13 protein-coding genes are annotated in these 15,187 nt (G+C 73.1%); 7 read left to right on the forward strand and 6 right to left on the reverse strand.

Features of this window, described 5'->3' with window-relative positions:
- Positions 1-104: 104 nt before the first annotated feature.
- The 3 genes from CLT71_RS20455 to CLT71_RS20465 form a co-directional block, all read right to left on the reverse strand.
- Complete coding sequence (locus CLT71_RS20455) at positions 105-386, reverse strand: DUF4229 domain-containing protein (RefSeq protein WP_101368519.1); 282 nt, start codon at positions 384-386, stop codon at positions 105-107.
- Positions 387-398: 12 nt separating this feature from the next.
- Positions 399-827 carry a hypothetical protein gene (locus tag CLT71_RS20460; RefSeq protein WP_101368520.1) on the reverse strand — a complete coding sequence of 143 codons (429 nt, stop codon included), beginning with the start codon at positions 825-827 and terminating at the stop codon, positions 399-401.
- A gap of 118 nt (positions 828-945) precedes the next feature.
- A complete protein-coding gene (locus tag CLT71_RS20465) occupies positions 946-2,166 on the reverse strand; it encodes a radical SAM protein (RefSeq protein WP_101368521.1) in 1,221 nt (406 codons plus the stop codon).
- Positions 2,167-2,419: 253 nt separating this feature from the next.
- Between CLT71_RS20465 and CLT71_RS20470 the strand changes: the two genes are divergently transcribed.
- From CLT71_RS20470 to CLT71_RS20495, 4 genes are all read left to right on the forward strand, one after another.
- Complete coding sequence (locus CLT71_RS20470; RefSeq protein ID WP_101368522.1) at positions 2,420-3,904, forward strand: NlpC/P60 family protein; 1,485 nt, start codon at positions 2,420-2,422, stop codon at positions 3,902-3,904.
- Positions 3,905-4,100: 196 nt separating this feature from the next.
- Entirely contained in the window at positions 4,101-6,674 is a 2,574-nt protein-coding gene (locus CLT71_RS20485; protein ID WP_158242271.1) for a hypothetical protein, read from the forward strand.
- A gap of 433 nt (positions 6,675-7,107) precedes the next feature.
- Entirely contained in the window at positions 7,108-8,832 is a 1,725-nt protein-coding gene (locus CLT71_RS20490) for a DEAD/DEAH box helicase (protein WP_486483705.1), read from the forward strand.
- 160 nt (positions 8,833-8,992) lie between these two features.
- A complete protein-coding gene (locus CLT71_RS20495; RefSeq protein WP_486483367.1) occupies positions 8,993-9,613 on the forward strand; it encodes a putative glycolipid-binding domain-containing protein in 621 nt (206 codons plus the stop codon).
- A 24-nt stretch (positions 9,614-9,637) separates the two neighbouring features.
- On the opposite strand, the gene cds1 is transcribed toward CLT71_RS20495, so the two are convergent.
- Together cds1 and CLT71_RS20505 are read right to left on the reverse strand one after the other, a co-directional pair.
- Positions 9,638-10,729: an L-cysteine desulfhydrase Cds1 gene (gene cds1 / locus CLT71_RS20500; protein ID WP_101368525.1), complete on the reverse strand. Its 1,092-nt coding sequence runs from the start codon at positions 10,727-10,729 to the stop codon at positions 9,638-9,640.
- A gap of 39 nt (positions 10,730-10,768) precedes the next feature.
- The gene (locus tag CLT71_RS20505; RefSeq protein ID WP_101368526.1) at positions 10,769-11,221 is read right to left on the reverse strand and encodes an Lrp/AsnC family transcriptional regulator; all 453 of its coding nucleotides are present in this window, start codon (positions 11,219-11,221) and stop codon (positions 10,769-10,771) included.
- Between the two features lie 248 nt (positions 11,222-11,469).
- Here CLT71_RS20505 and CLT71_RS20510 point away from each other — a divergent pair, with 248 nt between their 5' ends.
- Positions 11,470-11,751: a BldC family transcriptional regulator gene (locus CLT71_RS20510; RefSeq protein WP_101368527.1), complete on the forward strand. Its 282-nt coding sequence runs from the start codon at positions 11,470-11,472 to the stop codon at positions 11,749-11,751.
- Positions 11,752-11,851: 100 nt separating this feature from the next.
- Here CLT71_RS20510 and CLT71_RS20515 read toward each other — a convergent pair whose 3' ends face one another.
- Entirely contained in the window at positions 11,852-12,481 is a 630-nt protein-coding gene (locus CLT71_RS20515; RefSeq protein WP_101368528.1) for a UbiX family flavin prenyltransferase, read from the reverse strand.
- A 194-nt stretch (positions 12,482-12,675) separates the two neighbouring features.
- Between CLT71_RS20515 and CLT71_RS20520 the strand changes: the two genes are divergently transcribed.
- On the forward strand, positions 12,676-13,878 hold the full coding sequence (locus CLT71_RS20520) for a terpene synthase family protein (protein ID WP_101368529.1): 1,203 nt from the start codon (positions 12,676-12,678) through the stop codon (positions 13,876-13,878).
- 64 nt (positions 13,879-13,942) lie between these two features.
- Positions 13,943-15,184, forward strand: a complete 1,242-nt coding sequence (locus CLT71_RS20525; RefSeq protein ID WP_158242272.1) for a GNAT family N-acetyltransferase — start codon at positions 13,943-13,945, stop codon at positions 15,182-15,184.
- Positions 15,185-15,187: the final 3 nt, after the last annotated feature.

Below are 15,187 nucleotides of genomic sequence, written 5' to 3' on the forward strand. Positions count from 1 at the left end.
GTACCCGGCCAACGACGTCCGGGTGCGGGGTCGGTGCCGTGCCGTGCCCGGTCCGCACGCCGCGACCCAGGGCACCCGCCGTCGGTCACTCAGGGGCCGGTCGGTCAGGGCCGGTCGGTCGGCTTCTTCTCGTCGGTGGGCCGGTCGTCGCCGGCCAGCGCGGCGCGCAGCCGCTCCTTCTCGGCCCGGCGCTTCTCCGCCGCCCCGGCCAACTGCTGGGCCATCTCGTCCCGCCAGCCGCGCAGCAGGAAGAACGCCAGCGCGGCGGAGAAGGCCACCGCCAGCATCAGCTTGAGGAAGAGGTTCATCTCGACCGGCCAGAGCGCCAGGGCGACCACCAGGAACAACCCGATCCGGCCCAGCGTGTACTTCACGGCGGGACTCATGCGCATCTCCGATCAGCTCGTCCGGCCGGCGAGCCAGCGGACGCCGACAAACCAGACCAACGCGTACGCCATGGTAAATACCGCAGCGCCCAGCCCGCCGGAGAGCAGTGGCGGGGCCGAGGCGGCCAGCCCGGCGGCGAGCAGTCCGGCAGCGATCCCGACAGCCGCAGCCACCAGCGCCGCCGCGACCCGGGCCGGGCCGAACCGCCAGGCCCGGAACTCCTCGACGAAGATCCAGGCCGGTAGCACCACCGCGAGCCACCCGCTCGCCCGGCCGAACTCACCCAGCCCGACCAGCGAGGCAACAAGATCGATGACGAGCAGCGCCACCAGCCCGACGACCACCCCGCCCAGGGCGACACCGAGCAGGTCGGCCAGGACCACCACCCGCCCCTGCTCGTCCCGGCGGGGAAAGGGCGCCCGCTCGCTCCGCTCGGTCATGCCGCCTCTCCGCTGCGCTCCACGCCGGCCGGCGCCGATCCGCGCCCGCTCCGCCAGCTCATGACCTTTCGAGGGTACGTGAGCGGGCGCGCAACCACCCCTGCCGGGCCGGGTCGGATCAGGCCCAGACCTGCTGCGGCTCTGCCCGGCGCTCGGCCAGACTCGGCGGGGGGTCGTACTCGCGCAGCACCGCGTACCGGCTGTCCCGTTCGACCGGGCGGAAGTCGGCGTCCCAGACGAGCTGGAGCAACTCCTCCCGGGTGAGCACGTCAGGCGTACCGTCCGGGTCGGCGCCGTGGCCGCTCCGGTCCGCGACTGCCGCGCCGGCCAGGTCGTCCACGCCGAAGTTCAGGGCGAGCTGCGCCACCGACTGCCCCTGGGTGGCCCAGCAGCACCCCAGGTGCGGCACGTTGTCGAAGAGCAGCCGGGAAACCGCGAAGGTCCTCAGCGACTCGGCCGGTGAAGCCGTCTCGGCCGGTGACGCCGCCCCGGTCGGTGACGCCGCCCCGGTCGACTGCCGTGCCTCGGTCGGCTGCCGCGACCCGGGTCCACCGCCGGCCGCTGCCACGAGGTCGTGCTCGTAACGCAGCGGCAGGAAGCTGGTGAAGCCGCCCGTCTCGTCCTGAAGCTCACGCAGCCGCAGCACGTGGTCGACCCGGTGCCGGTGTTCCTCGACGTGACCGAAGCGCATGGTCGCCGGGGTACCGATCCCCCTGGCGTGGGCCAGTCGGTGGATCCGGGACCAGTCCTCCCAGGAGCAGTCGGCCAGGCCCAGCCGCTGGCGTACCTCCGGGTCGAAGATCTCGGCCCCACCGCCGCTCAGCGACGCCAGCCCGGCGGCGACGAGTTCGTCGAGAATCTCGTCGGCCGGCAGGCCGGTGCTCTGCTCCAGCCAGTGCAGCTCGGTCGCGGCGAACCCGGTCAGCCGGACGTCCGGCAGTGCCGCAGCCAACGCGCGCAGCAGTTCCGGGTAGTGCCGCCACGGCAGCGCCGGATGCAGCGGGTTGACCAGATCCAGCTGGGTGACGCCGTCGACGGCCAACTCGGTGGCCTGCCGTACGGCCTCCTCGACCGGCATCGGTACGCCGCTCTCCCCGCCCCGTGGCGAGCCGAAGGAGCAGTACGCGCAACCGGCCGCGCAGTGGTCGGTCAGTCGCAGTTGCCGGTTGACGACGAAGAGCACCCGGTCGTCCCCGTTCGCACCGGTACGCCGGTGGTGCGCCAGCCGGCCGAGCCAGACCAGGTCGTCGCTGGCGTACAGCGCCGCACCGTCGGCACGGCTGAGCCGAACTCCCGCGTAGACCTTCTCTTCCAGCTCACGCTTGTGTCCGGCGTCCATTGCAGCACGTCCCTCCAGGCACGATCCCCGCACGAGCCTACGTGGAGCGCCGAGGCGGTCGGCCGAGGCGGTCGGCGGCAGCGACGTACTTCACCGATCCAGGTAGCCTTAACCAGCTTCTCAGCGTCTCGTTACCCGTCATCGGATCGACATCGACGACGCATTGAGGTAAGACAAAGTGGGACGCGACACACCACGACTGGCGATACCACAGCCGCGCCGAGCGCGCTGCTGTGCTGGGGACGGGAGCGGCATGGCCAGCAACAGGCGCGGACGACCGGATCGGGCAGTCCACGCGGTTTCGCCGGTGTTACGCCCACTGCTCTGGTCAGCCCTGGTCGGCGCGATCGTGGCGGGCGCGATGGCGACCCCGGTCTACGCCGACCCACCACTGCCGAACACCGTCCCCGACGCCGGGGTACGCCCGCAGCCGGTCGGGGCGCCGAACGTGCCCACCGGCACCGGTGCGCCGACGACGCCGTCCTATCCGCTGCCGCCGAGCGTGAACGGTCCGCTGGCGAGCCAGATCATGGCGCTGGAGGTCGAGGTCGCCCAGCTCGGCGACCAGTTGCTGCAACTGCGGCAGGAACGGGACACGGCCGCCACCGAGATGACCAACGCCGACGGCCTACGGCAGAAGGCCCGGCTGGAACTGGCGAACGCGCGTACGGCGGCCGACAACGCGGCGGCGGGCGCGCTGAAGGACGCCGCCGGGTTGCCGCCTGGCGCGTTCGGCTCCGACCTGCACGGGCTGGACCTGCTCGGCCGGATCCAGCGTGGTGAGCAACGTACCGGCGACACCGAACTGGCCGCCAGCGAGGTGGCCCGGGCACAGCAGGCCGAGCAGCAGGCGGAGGCGGCCTACCAGGCAGCGTCCGGCACCTACCAGCAGAAGGTCGCTGCCTTCACGACAGCGGACACCCGGTACAAGGATCGCTCCGCCGCCCTGGTGAAGATCAAGAAGGACAACGCGGACCAGCTCAAGGCGATCGAGCGCGCCCGGGAGGCCGCCGAGCAGCGCATCGGCGAGACGATCGGCAGCGACAGCGTCGCCGGGATGGTCGCGCACCCCAAGGCGCTGGCCGCGATGCGTTACGCGCTCGCCCAGCGGGGCGACCCCTACCTGTGGGGCGCTGAGGGTCCGAACCGGTTCGACTGCTCCGGCCTGATGCTCGCCTCCTACCTCTCGGTGGGCAAGCGGATCCCCCGGGTATCCCGGGACCAGTACAACGGCACCCGCAACCAGAGCGTGGCCCGGGAGGCCCTGCTCCCCGGCGACCTGGTCTTCTTCGCCTCCGGCAGTAACTGGACCAGCATCCACCACGTCGGCATGTACATCGGCAACGGCAAGATGGTCCACTCACCGACCACCGGCGACGTCGTCAAGGTCTCCACCGTCTGGTGGTCGCGGTTCTACGCCGCGACCCGGGTCTTCCCGGCCGTGCCGGCGCCGAACGCGACCACGCCACCGCCGACCACCCCACCGCCGACCACCCCGCCACCGACCACCCCGCCACCGACCACTCCGCCGCCCACGACGCCGCCGGCCACTCCGCCCACCAGTACGCCGACCACGCCTCCGGCGACGCCGCCGGTGACGCCGGCACCCCCGAACGCCCCGGAGACCACCAAGCCGCAGGCGCCGCCGGTCACCAGCTCGGCAGCCCAGCCGAGTGGCGGTACCCCAAGTGCCAGCGGGACGACTCCGACTGCGGACAGTAGCTCCGACGGCGACTGAGGGTGCCGGTAGCCGGCCGGCTGTGCGCCCGTGCCGAGATATGGCACGGTGAGGGTTGACGTACTTCCGACCCGGACTACTGGCCCGGGTGTGGGCGCGGGAGGCAACAATGGACGAATCGCAGGTCAGACCGCCTGGGAAGGCACGCCCGGACTCTGACGGTCAGGCTGCGGCCACCGGGTCCGAGCCGGACGCCGTGGACGAGAGCGAACTGTCCCCACTGCCGCCGCCACCGCCGGTCGGCACCGCGTTGCCGGAACCCTCGGCCGAAGAGGAGCTTCCCAAGCCCTACGAGCCGCCTCCGCCGCCCGCCGCCGGAGCACTCTGGGTCGACGCACCGCAGGACCCGCTGGCAGACCCGCCGGCAGCCGAGACGTTGGATTCCACGGATTCCGCGCCGGTCCCGGAGTCCTTCAGCCCAGTCCCCGACGCCTCCGGGCCGGACCCGGACGTGCCGGACGCCTCTCGGTCGGACGTGGACGCCCTGGACAGCTCTCGCTCGAACGCAGAGGCCGTGGACAACTCCCGGTCGGACGCGGATGTTCCGGACGCGGAGGCCGTGGGCTCGGGGGTGGTGGACCCGGAGCCGGGGGCGAGCGCCACCGCCAGCGTTGACGCCGATCCCTCGGGCGCCGAACCGGAGCCTGCCACCCAACCGGAGCCCGCCACCGAGCCGGAGCCAACCGCCGAACCGGCGCCAAGCCTCGAACCGGCGCCAACCGCCGAACCGGGCGCCGTGACGAGTGCTGACGGCCCGTCCGACCACACCACCCCCGCCGCCAACAGCGACACCGCGCTCGACAGCGACACCGCTCTCGACACCAGCACGGACACCGACGCGGATCACGTCGACGAGATGGCGTCGACGCCAAGTGCCGAGTCGTCGGAAAGTGTTGGGCCGGCGCCCAGTCCGGTACCCGACGGCGGTGCGGAGATCGCCGACGCGGCCGAGCCGGTCGCCGTACCGAAGGCAGCCGGGGACGGTGCCACGGCTGAGCCGGTACGCGGCCGGGCCGTGAGTAGCGCGGTCACCACCCCCACCGCAGCAGAGATCGCCGCGATGCCTGCCGCATCCTCGGGCAGCCGCACCTACCGGGCCGGTGAGCTCGGCAACCCGGCCGCCTCGGCGGCAGGCACCCCGGCACCCGCCCCCTCGGGTGCCGGCTCCGCGCCGAGCGCCGCATCTCGGGTACCGGCACCGGTGGTGACCCCGGCGCCCCCGGGCACGCCGGTACCGCCGTTGCAGCGGCGACGTCCGCAGACTCCGTCACTCGATTCCCCGTGGTCGGCGTTCGCCAATGCCGTCAAGTCCCCGTCGGCCCCGCCGAGCGGGCCGGCCGGAGGGTCGACGGTCGGCTCGGCATCCGTCCCGCCCGTGGGCTCGGCATCCGTCCCACCGGTCGGGTCGGCTGCCGTCTCGCCGGCCGGCGCCGGTCTGTCCGGGTCGGCTCCGGTCGCGCCGGCAGGTCAGCCTCGGGAACGGCCCGGTGCGGTGCACTTCACCGCCCCGCCGGCAGCCGGCGTGTCGACACCGCCAGCCACTCCCGGCCAGGCGTCCCGGGACGTCGGGTCGGCCGGGGGCGGCACTCCGTCGTACACCGTGCCGCCGCAGCGCAGCGCCGCACGCGGCAGGGCCGGCACCACCCGGGCCAGTGCCTCGGTGCCGGGACTGTCTCCGGTGCTGCCGACCGAGGCCGCCGCCGTGGCCGCGGTGCCGGGAGTGGCGAAGGTCTACCGGAGTACCGAGCCGGATCCGGCCAGCCCGCCGTCGCCGTCCCGTCCCTCGGATCCGGTCGGACCGCCCGAGCCGGCCCACACGCCGACGCCACCGGCGCCGGAACCGTCCGATCCGGGCCCCGCTCCCACCCCGTTCCCCGCACCGGCGCCTCCGGCGCCCAGCCCGGAACCCGAGCCGGCCCCGTCGCCGTACCCGCCGACACCGCCCCGGCCCACTCCGGCGCCGCCGGGCCCGAGCCCGGTACCGCCAGGGCCGAGCCCGGTACCGCCAGGGCCGAGCCCGGTACCGCCAGGGCCGAGCCCGGTACCGCCAGGGCCGAGCCCGGTACCGCCAGGGCCGAGCCCGGTACCGCCGGGGCCCGCGCCGTACCCGCCGGCGCCGCCCGGACCGGTGCCCCCGGGTCCGCTGCCGTACCCGCCGACATCGGCGGCAGCCTCGGTGGCGTACCCGCCGATGCCGGTCTCCGGCGGTCCGGCCGGCCGTCCGGCGGAGCCCTCGCCGCCGACCCCGCTGGTGGTTCCGGCGCCCGCCCTGCCGAGCTGGCCCCCACCCACCAACCCGATGTCGTCGGCGAGCCCGATCAGTGGCGGCGCCCCGGGCTACTCACTTCCAACCGCCGACCCGGGCCCCGGTGTCGCCGCCGAACCGGCCGGCCGGCCGCCGACCGGTGGACGCCCAGCGGGCACCGGCCCCGGCTCGCCGCCCCCGCCGGGCGCCGGCCCGACGACGCCACACTCCCCGGGCTATCGGGACCGGGCTCGGGACCAGCGGGCGGAGGGCACCGTGTACGGCGGCCCGGAGGGGCACGTCACCATCTCGATGCCCGCCAACCAGATCGAGAACTCGGGCTCGCTGACCGGGCACATCCTGGCCCAGGGCTGGACGGACAGCCCCGCGCAGAAGACGAACACCGCCAGGGTGGTGCTGGTACTGATGATCGGGCTCGGCATTCTGGTGGCGATCGGACTGCTTGTGGTGCTCCTGGCCGGGGACGCCTTCAGCAGCCTCTTCGACGGTCTGCTGAGCAGTTGACGCAGCCGCCCGGCGGGGGCCGGGTCGGAAATCACCGGTGGTGAGCCTGCCCACTGGCGTGCGCGGCGAGGTGGCGGTTGCGGCTGGTCCCCGTACACTTGGGTGGATTGTTGACCTGGCGCGTGCCACGCGCCTCTGGGCGATCTTGCGGGCGAATCGGCGGCGACCTATGTCGCGGCGGGCCATCGCGAAGATGCGCCCCGCTTGAGAGGTATCCTTGACGACCTTTGCTGATCCCAGCATGTTTCCGTCCGTATTCGACGCACAATCGGGCTCCCTTTCCACCAGGGCTGCCGCGTCTGCTGGACAAGAAGTTCCGACCGCGCCGGCCGTTGCCGACGCACCCGGCGATTCCGCCGACCCGATGACTGTCAACGGTGCCGTCGGCACGATGGCTGTCGGCGATTCCGTCGACACGATGACCGTCGACACGATGACCGTCGGTGATTCCGGCACGCCCGCCGAAACCTCCGCGGACCCGACTGCCGAGCCCGTGGGCGAGGTCGCCGAACCGGTGGACTTCGCAGCGCTCGGGCTGCCCCGACAGCTCGTCCGGGCACTGCACCGGGAGGGCATCGAGACGCCGTTCGAGATCCAGCGGGCCACCGTGCCGGACGCGCTCGCCGGGCGGGACGTACTCGGCCGTGGGCAGACGGGCTCCGGCAAGACGCTGGCGTTCGGGCTGCCGTTGCTGGCCCGGATGGCGGCCGGTCCGCGCGCCCGGGCACACCATCCGAGGGCACTGATCCTGGTGCCGACCCGGGAACTCGCGATGCAGGTCAACGACGCGCTCATGCCGCTCGGGCGGGCGCTCGGGGTCTTCCTCAAGACCGCCGTCGGCGGTGTGCCGTACGACCGCCAGATCGACTCGCTGCGCCGTGGCGTGGAGATCGTGGTGGCCACCCCGGGCCGGTTGGCCGACCTGATCGACCGAGGGATCTGCCGCCTCGACGACATCGAGGTGACCGTGCTGGACGAGGCCGACCAGATGGCCGACATGGGCTTCCTGCCCGACGTCACCGAACTGCTCGCCAAGACGCCGGGAAACGCGCAGCGGCTGCTCTTCTCCGCCACTCTGGACAACGACGTCGACGCGCTGGTCAAGCGGTTCATGACCGATCCGGTCACCCACTCGACGGCGCCGCCGACCGCCACCGTGTCGACGATGGACCACCACATGCTGCTGATCCCGCCGCACGACAAGTTCGCGGTGGCGGCCTCGATCGCGGCGCGGCAGGGCCGGACCATGATGTTCGCCCGGACCCAGATGGGCGTCGACCGGCTGGTCGAGCAGTTGGCCGCGGTCGGCGTACGGGCGGGTGCGCTGCACGGCGGCAAGACCCAGCGGGTACGCACCCGCACGCTCGCCGAGTTCAAGGAGGGCCGGACGAACGTGCTTGTCGCCACCGACGTGGCGGCCCGGGGCATCCATGTCGACGGTGTCTCGCTCGTGGTGCACGTGGACCCGCCGAAGGACCCGAAGGACTACCTGCACCGGGCCGGCCGTACGGCTCGGGCCGGCGAGTCCGGCGCGGTCGCCACCCTGGTACTGCCGAAGCAGCGCCGCTCCACCCTGGCGATGTTGCAGAAGGCCGGTGTCGAGCCGGAGCAGACCCGGGTGCGCACCGGCGACCCCGCGCTGGCCGAGGTGACGGGTGCCCGCGAGCCGAGTGGCGTACCGGTGGTCGACGAGCCGCCGGCAGCTCGCCGCTCGGCCGGCGACCGTCCCGACCGCCGCTACGGTGACCGGCCCCGGGCTGACCGCCGGTACGGTGACCGGCCCCGGGACGAGCGCCGGCACGGCGACGGTACGCAGGGCGAGCGCCGCTACGGTGACCGCTTCCAGGGCGAGCGCCGTTACGGTGACCGGCCGCAGGGCGAGCGCCGCTACGGTGACCGTCGGTTCGGTGACGGTGGTGGCACGCCGCAGGGCGGTCGCCCGGAGCGGGGCGGCGACTGGCGTGCCGGTACCCGGCAGGGCGGTTTCCGGCACGAGAGCCGGCCACACACCGACCGGCCGCACACCGACCGGCCGGTCTGGGACCGGTCCCGGGACGAGCGCCCGCGCGACGACCGGCCCGCCGGGGACCGGTCCGACGACCGGCGGGGCCGTCGCGACCACCGGTTCGACGGCCGCCGCCCGACCCCGACCCACTGACCTCTGACCCGCTCCTGGCCAGGGCCGCGCCGCACTACGGCGTCGACCCTGGCCGGGCTGTGGGCGTCGACCCTGGCCGGGCTGTGGCGCCTCGGGCCGGCGGAGGATGATTCGCGCGGACGGACCTGCCGACCGGCGTGCGGCGGTAACGTCCAATGGCATGTCGACCATGCCGAAATCGCTGTTCTGGAGCCGCACGGACGTTCCCGGTGCGGATCACGCGCTCGTCGCCGACGGCCGTGGGCTGACCGCCCGGGGCACCGCGCTCGCCGTCGACCCGATCCCCTTCACCTGCCGCTACCAGCTCCGCACCGACGAACGCTGGGCGACGGAAGGGCTGGAGGTGAGCTGCGAGGGAGCGGGCTGGCTGCGTACCCTGCGGTTGGAGCGGGCCGCCGGGCGCTGGCGGGCGACAACGGCCGAGCAGGGCGACCTCGACGCCGCCCTGGCCGCCGCCGGCCGGCCAGGCGTCGGGCTGCCGGGCACCGAGGAGCCGGAGCGGCTCGCGGACGCGGTCGACGTCGACCTGGGCGCCGCGCCGCTGTTCAACACCCTTCCGGTACGTCGCCTCGGGCTGCGCGACGCCGCGCCGGGCAGCTCGCACCGGATCGTCGTGGCCTGGGTGCTGGTGCCCAGCCTCCAGGTGGTGCCGGCCGAGCAGACCTACACGGTGCTGGAGGACGGCAACGTCCGGTTCAGCAGCGAGGGTTTCACCGCCGACCTGACCCTCGACACCGACGGCTACCCGTCGCACTACCCAGGACTGGCGCACCGGCAGTAAGCCGGGCGCCCACCATCCGGCCCGTCAGCCGGACCACTCACCGGTGACCAGGAAACGTTCGACTGTGGACCGGTACGGCGCCAGGTCGAGCCCACGGCCGGCCACCCACTCGTCGGAGTAGTACGTGTCGGTGTAGCGTTCGCCGCCGTCGCAGAGCAGCGTCACCACCGATCCGGTCCGGCCGGCGGCCCGCATCTGGGCGATCAGGCCGAACGCGCCCCACAGGTTGGTGCCGGTCGACCCGCCGACCGGGCGGCCGAGCACCGCCGACGCGACGCGCATGGCGGCCAGCGAGGCCGCGTCCGGTACCTGCACCATCCGGTCGACGACTCTCGGCTGGAAGGACGCCTCGACCCGTTGCCGGCCGATCCCCTCGATCCGGGATCCGACGTCTGTGGTGAGGGACCAGTCGGCCGAGGTCCACGCGGGATAGAAGGCGGAATTCTCCGGGTCGACCACGCAGAGCCGGCTCGCCAGCCGCCGATAGCGGATGTAGCGCCCGATGGTGGCGCTGGTGCCGCCGGTGCCGGCCCCGACAACGATCCACTCCGGTACGGGGTGCCGCTCCAGGGCGAGCTGTGCGTAGATCGACTCGGCGATGTTGTTGTTGCCCCGCCAGTCGGTGGCGCGTTCGGCGTATGTGAACTGGTCCATGAAGTGCCCGCCCAGGTCCTCGGCGAGCCAGCGGGCCTCGACCACGACGGCGGCCGGATCGTCCACCAGGTGGCACTTGCCGCCCTGGAACTCGATGAGCGCGATCTTCTCGGGTGAGGTGCTGGCCGGCATCACGGCGATGAACTGCACCCCGAGCATGCGGGCGAAGTACGCCTCGGAGACGGCTGTCGAGCCCGACGACGCCTCCACGATCGTGGTACGCGGCCCGATCCAGCCGTTGCAGAGCCCGTAGAGGAACAGCGAGCGGGCCAGCCGGTGCTTCAGCGACCCGGTCGGGTGCACCGACTCGTCCTTGAGATAGAGGTCGATCCCCCAGTCGCGGGGCAGCGGGAAGCAGAGCAGGTGGGTGTCGGCGGATCGGTTCGCGTCCGCCTCCACCGCCGCGATCGCCTCGGTGACCCAGGCACGTTCGGCGTCGTCGCACCGGTCGAGCTCTTCCATGACCAGGAACGTAGCAAGTCGCCCTCTGAGCCGGTCGGGTCAGGACGGGCGCAGTGGCTGGGGACGGTTCTCCCATTTCGTCGAGAGTGCGACAGCTGTCCGGGTCGAGGCGACTCCGGCGGTCCGGTTCAGCCGCAGGATGAGCTGTTCCAACTCGGCAATTGTGCCAACTCGCGCCTTGAGCAGGAACGATTCCACCCCGGCCATGAAGTAACAGGATTCGATTTCCGGCATCCCCCGGATCGCCTCGAGTACGTCGTCGGTGTCGCCCCCGGAGTCCTGCACGATGCCGATCAGCGCGGTGACCCCGAGCCCGATCGCCTCCGGCTCGACGTCCGCCCGGTAGCCCCGGACAACGCCGCCCGCCTCCAGCTTGCCGACCCGCTCGTGCACGGCCGGAGCGGAGAGGCCGACCTGTCGGGCCAGTTCGGCGTAGGAAAGGCGGGCATTGCCGCGCAGCAGCTCGACGAGGCTCAGGTCGATCGCGTCCACGATCGCAGACCCTAGTCCGGGTGGGAACGGGCAGCTCCCGGGGTGGGCTACATTGTTGCTGACATAGCGCTTAAATGCCGTAAATCGTCCGGGCTAACCTCACAGACAGTACGTTTTCGCGTTTGCCGGACACGGCACTCCGGCGGTGTTGTAATTGCCGTACGTCCCTTAAACGAAGGCTCTGGCAAGCATGTGTTCTGGGGGCGGTCCTACCAGTCCGGGGGCTTCGTAGACGCGAGGAGGGGGCTGTGGACACTGGAGATCGTCTGCTGACACCGGGCGAGGTGGCAGCGCTCTTCCGCGTCGATCCGAAGACCGTCACACGCTGGGCCGCGGCCGGGCGTATCGGCAGCATCCGAACACCGGGCGGGCATCGCCGCTTCCGTGAGTCGGAAGTACGCGCGCTGCTCGAGGGTGAAGGGATGCTCGACGAGGTGGACGAGGGCATCGCGAACCGGCCCCGCAACGCCGGACCCGCCACCCCGAGTGGACCGGGCCCGGCCGGCGCGGGAAACGTCGGCCTGCACTGACCGGGCACTGAGCCGCACGGGCCGGCTTTGGTTGGTTGATCCGCACGGAACCCGGCGCGACCGCGCCGGTTCCGGTCGGGTACGGGCCGATCGGGGCGGTTCAGTCCCGCTCGGCCCCCAGCTCGCCGGACCAGCGCCGGAACAGGTTGTGCGGCACACCCAGCGCGTCGAGCACCTTTCCCGCCACGAAGTCGACGAGCTGCTGGGCGGAGGCGGCTGCCCCGGCAGCGTAGAAGCCGGGGCTCGCCGGCAGGACCACCGCACCGGCATCGTGCAGGGTGATCAGGTGCTCCAGGTGGCTACGGGTGACCGGGGTCTCCCGGGGCACCACCACCACCGGCCGGTGCTCCTTGAGGTTCACCTCCGCGGCCCGTTGCAGCAGGTCCTTGGAGAGGCCGATCGCGATCCCGGCGCACGCCGCCGTACTCGCCGGCACCACCACCATGCCCCGGGTCGGGTACGAGCCGCTGCTCGGCCCGGCGGCGAGATCCCCGGCCGGCCAGTACGCCACGTCGGCGTCGGACAGGTCCCGCCCGAGCCACCCGGCGAGGTCGTCCTTCCAGTGCGCGTCCCGGAACGGGCGGCCCGTCTCGTCCAGGATCGTCAACCGGGCCGCCCGGGAGACGACCAGGTCCACCGGCTCACCCGCGTCGAGGAGCGCGCCGAGCACGGCGGCCGGATACGGCGTACCCGATGCTCCGGAGACTCCGACCACCCACGGCCTTCTCATGCCCACCAGCCTGCCGCAAGCCTGAAGGCCGCCGGCGACCGCCCCCGGCCCTGACCTGCCGGGGAGGCCGGATGAGCGATCGCGTCATCACCCACTGCGAAATAGGACGTACCCGACGGCGATCACAGACCGGCCCGAAACTGCAATGCTGCTCACGTTGTGCCCGAGGGGGCCGGACACGAAGGGGGCCGGGCATGTACGGGATCAGCTCGTGGGCGGCCGAGCTGAGGTGTCCGATACCGGCACGCCTCTGCCCGCACGCCGACGCGGTGCAGGAGTGGCTGGTCGACTGGGCCGACCAGCTCATCGGCCCGCTCGACGCCATGGGCCGGGAGCGGTTCGCCCGCAGCGGTGTCGCCCGGTACGCCGGCCGGCTCTATCCGGGCGCCAGCGAGGCCGACCTGCGGGTCATCGCCGCGATCTTCACCTGGTTCTTCCTGCTCGACGACGCCTGCGACGCGGCCCGGCGCCCCCGGCCGGCCGAGGTCGCCGCGCTCTGCGACGGGGTGCTGCGGCTGCTCCGGGCCGCGCCGGCGAGCCGGCAGCCGCCGCACACGGGCCAGCCGCTGCGTAGCGGCCAGCAGCCGCACACGGGCCAACCGCCACGTGCTGGGCAACAGCCGTCGGCCCCGGCGGGGGGTCCCCGGGCCGCCAACCAGCTTGCGACCCGGCTGACTCCCCCGGCGCAGAACCGGCCGACGAACCCGGCGCAGACCCGGACGGCGCCCCCGGCGCAGACCCGGACGGCGCCCCCGGCGCAGACCCGGACGGCGGTCCGGCCGGCACCCCGGTCGGAGGCGTTCGACGGGCCACTGCGGCGGATGCTGGTCGACGCCTGGCGGGTGCCCAGCCACCGGATGCCGGCGGCCTGGCGGGACCGTTTCGTCGACGCGGTGGCGCACCACCTGGACGGGGTGGTCACCGAGGCGACAAACAAGGCGACCGGGCGGCTGCCAGGCGTCGCCGAGTACGTGCCGCTGCGCCGGGCGACCTCCGCCGCGTACGTCTCGTACGCCCTGATCGAGTTCGCCACGGGGCAACGGGTGCCGGACGCCGTCTACCACCACCCGGCGGTACGCGCCGTCGCCGACACCGCCAACGACCTGCTCTCCTGGTTCAACGACCTGCTGTCGCTGGAGCGGGACGCGGCCACCTCCGGCGGGCACAACCTGGTGCTGGCGGTGGCCCGGGAGGAGGGGATCCCGGTCGAGAGGGCCGTCGAGTCGGTCGTCCGGCGGTGGCAGCGGAGCATGCGGCACTTCGTCGAGCTGCGCGACGCCGTACCCTCGTTCGGCCCGACGCTGGACGGGCCGCTGCGGGAGTACCTGGACGGGCTGGCCAACTCGGTTCGCGGCACCATGGACTGGTCGCTGGAGAGCGGCCGCTACCGCTCCTAGGCTCACCGGGGTCGGACCGTTCGGGGGCTTGTGGCTCGGCGCGGCCGGCAAGCAGGATGGCCGGGTGAGCGCCCCGGCAGTCGGCTCCCCCCGTGGCCACGTCCACGTCCACGACCTCGTGGCAGACTACGATCCCGATCTCTTCCGGCGGGCGTACGAGGAGGTTCTCGAACCGGACTTCCCCGCCGACGAACTGGAGACGGCGCAGAGCCTCTCCGGCCGGATGGCCTCCGGCGACCCGTCGACGTTCGCCGCGGTCGCCCTCGCCGAGGGGGTACCGGTCGGCGTGATGATCGCCGACTCCTTCCCGGGCTCCCGGGTGCTGCTGCTGAGCTACCTCGCGGTCCGTCCCGGCCAGCGCGGCGGCGGGATCGGCTCGACCCTGCTGGGTGTGCTGCCGACCTGGCAGGAGCGGGCCGGTGCGGTCGTCACGATCGCCGAGGTCGAGGACCCGCGCTTCCACTCGGCCGGGCCGCACGGCGATCCGGTCAAGCGGCTCCGGTTCTACGACCGGGCCGGTTTCCGGCTGGTTCCGAGCCCGTTCGTGCAGCCCCGGGTCCGGCCGGGTGCCGAACGGGTGGGCGGGATGCTGCTGCTCGCCGCGACCGGGGACGGGACGCTCCCCCGACAGGCCGTGCGCGACTTCGTCACCGAGTACTACACCGACTCGGAGGGCGTCGACGAGTCCACGGACATGGCGTACGCGGGACTGCTGGCCCGGCTCGACCACGAGCCCGACCCGCTGGTCCTGCTGGCTCCGGAGGAGTACCCGCAGGTGCCACCACTGCGGGTCGACGCCGCACTGCTGCGCCGGGACTATCCGGGTACGGCGGTCGCCGCCCGGCTGCTCGCCGTCGACGACCGGGGCGTCGCGCTGCTGGACGAGGTGTGGCAACGGGTACTCGACCGGATGGTGGCCGGTGAGGAGCTTCCCCGGCCAGGCCGTACCGTCGTGGCCGAGTTCCTGCCGCGGCTCTCCGCCGACGGGCTGGTGCACGTCTCCGCCGACCCGGCCGACGCCTCGGTGCTGGCCGACTGGTTCGCGGGCGAGGCGGATCCGTGGGCGGGCTGGTGGCGGGACACACCCCCGAGCTGGGGTACCGAGGTGACGACCCCGGAGCGGCTCGAACGGGCGGTACGCCGGCTGCCGCCGCTGCCCCGGCTGCTGCTGCTCCTCTCCGACGTGGTCGGGCTGACGTTGCCGGAAGCGGTCGAGATCACCGGGCAGGAACCGGAGCACTACCTCGGGATCCTGGAGGCGGCCAGGATGGAGATGGTCGCCTTCCTCGACGAGAGCGCCAGGTAGGGC

The sequence above is a fragment of the Plantactinospora sp. CNZ320 genome (genome assembly GCF_002846275.1).

Coding starts and splice junctions, on each gene's coding strand:
- CLT71_RS20470 (WP_101368522.1), top strand. CDS start 2,420: ATGGCCAGCAACAGGCGCGGACGACCGGATCGGGCAGTCCACGCGGTT.
- CLT71_RS20460 (WP_101368520.1), bottom strand. CDS start 827: ATGACCGAGCGGAGCGAGCGGGCGCCCTTTCCCCGCCGGGACGAGCAG.
- CLT71_RS20490 (WP_486483705.1), top strand. CDS start 7,108: ATGACCGTCGGTGATTCCGGCACGCCCGCCGAAACCTCCGCGGACCCG.
- cds1 (WP_101368525.1), bottom strand. CDS start 10,729: ATGGAAGAGCTCGACCGGTGCGACGACGCCGAACGTGCCTGGGTCACC.
- CLT71_RS20465 (WP_101368521.1), bottom strand. CDS start 2,166: ATGGACGCCGGACACAAGCGTGAGCTGGAAGAGAAGGTCTACGCGGGA.
- CLT71_RS20495 (WP_486483367.1), top strand. CDS start 8,993: ATGTCGACCATGCCGAAATCGCTGTTCTGGAGCCGCACGGACGTTCCC.
- CLT71_RS20520 (WP_101368529.1), top strand. CDS start 12,676: ATGTACGGGATCAGCTCGTGGGCGGCCGAGCTGAGGTGTCCGATACCG.
- CLT71_RS20515 (WP_101368528.1), bottom strand. CDS start 12,481: ATGAGAAGGCCGTGGGTGGTCGGAGTCTCCGGAGCATCGGGTACGCCG.
- CLT71_RS20455 (WP_101368519.1), bottom strand. CDS start 386: ATGAGTCCCGCCGTGAAGTACACGCTGGGCCGGATCGGGTTGTTCCTG.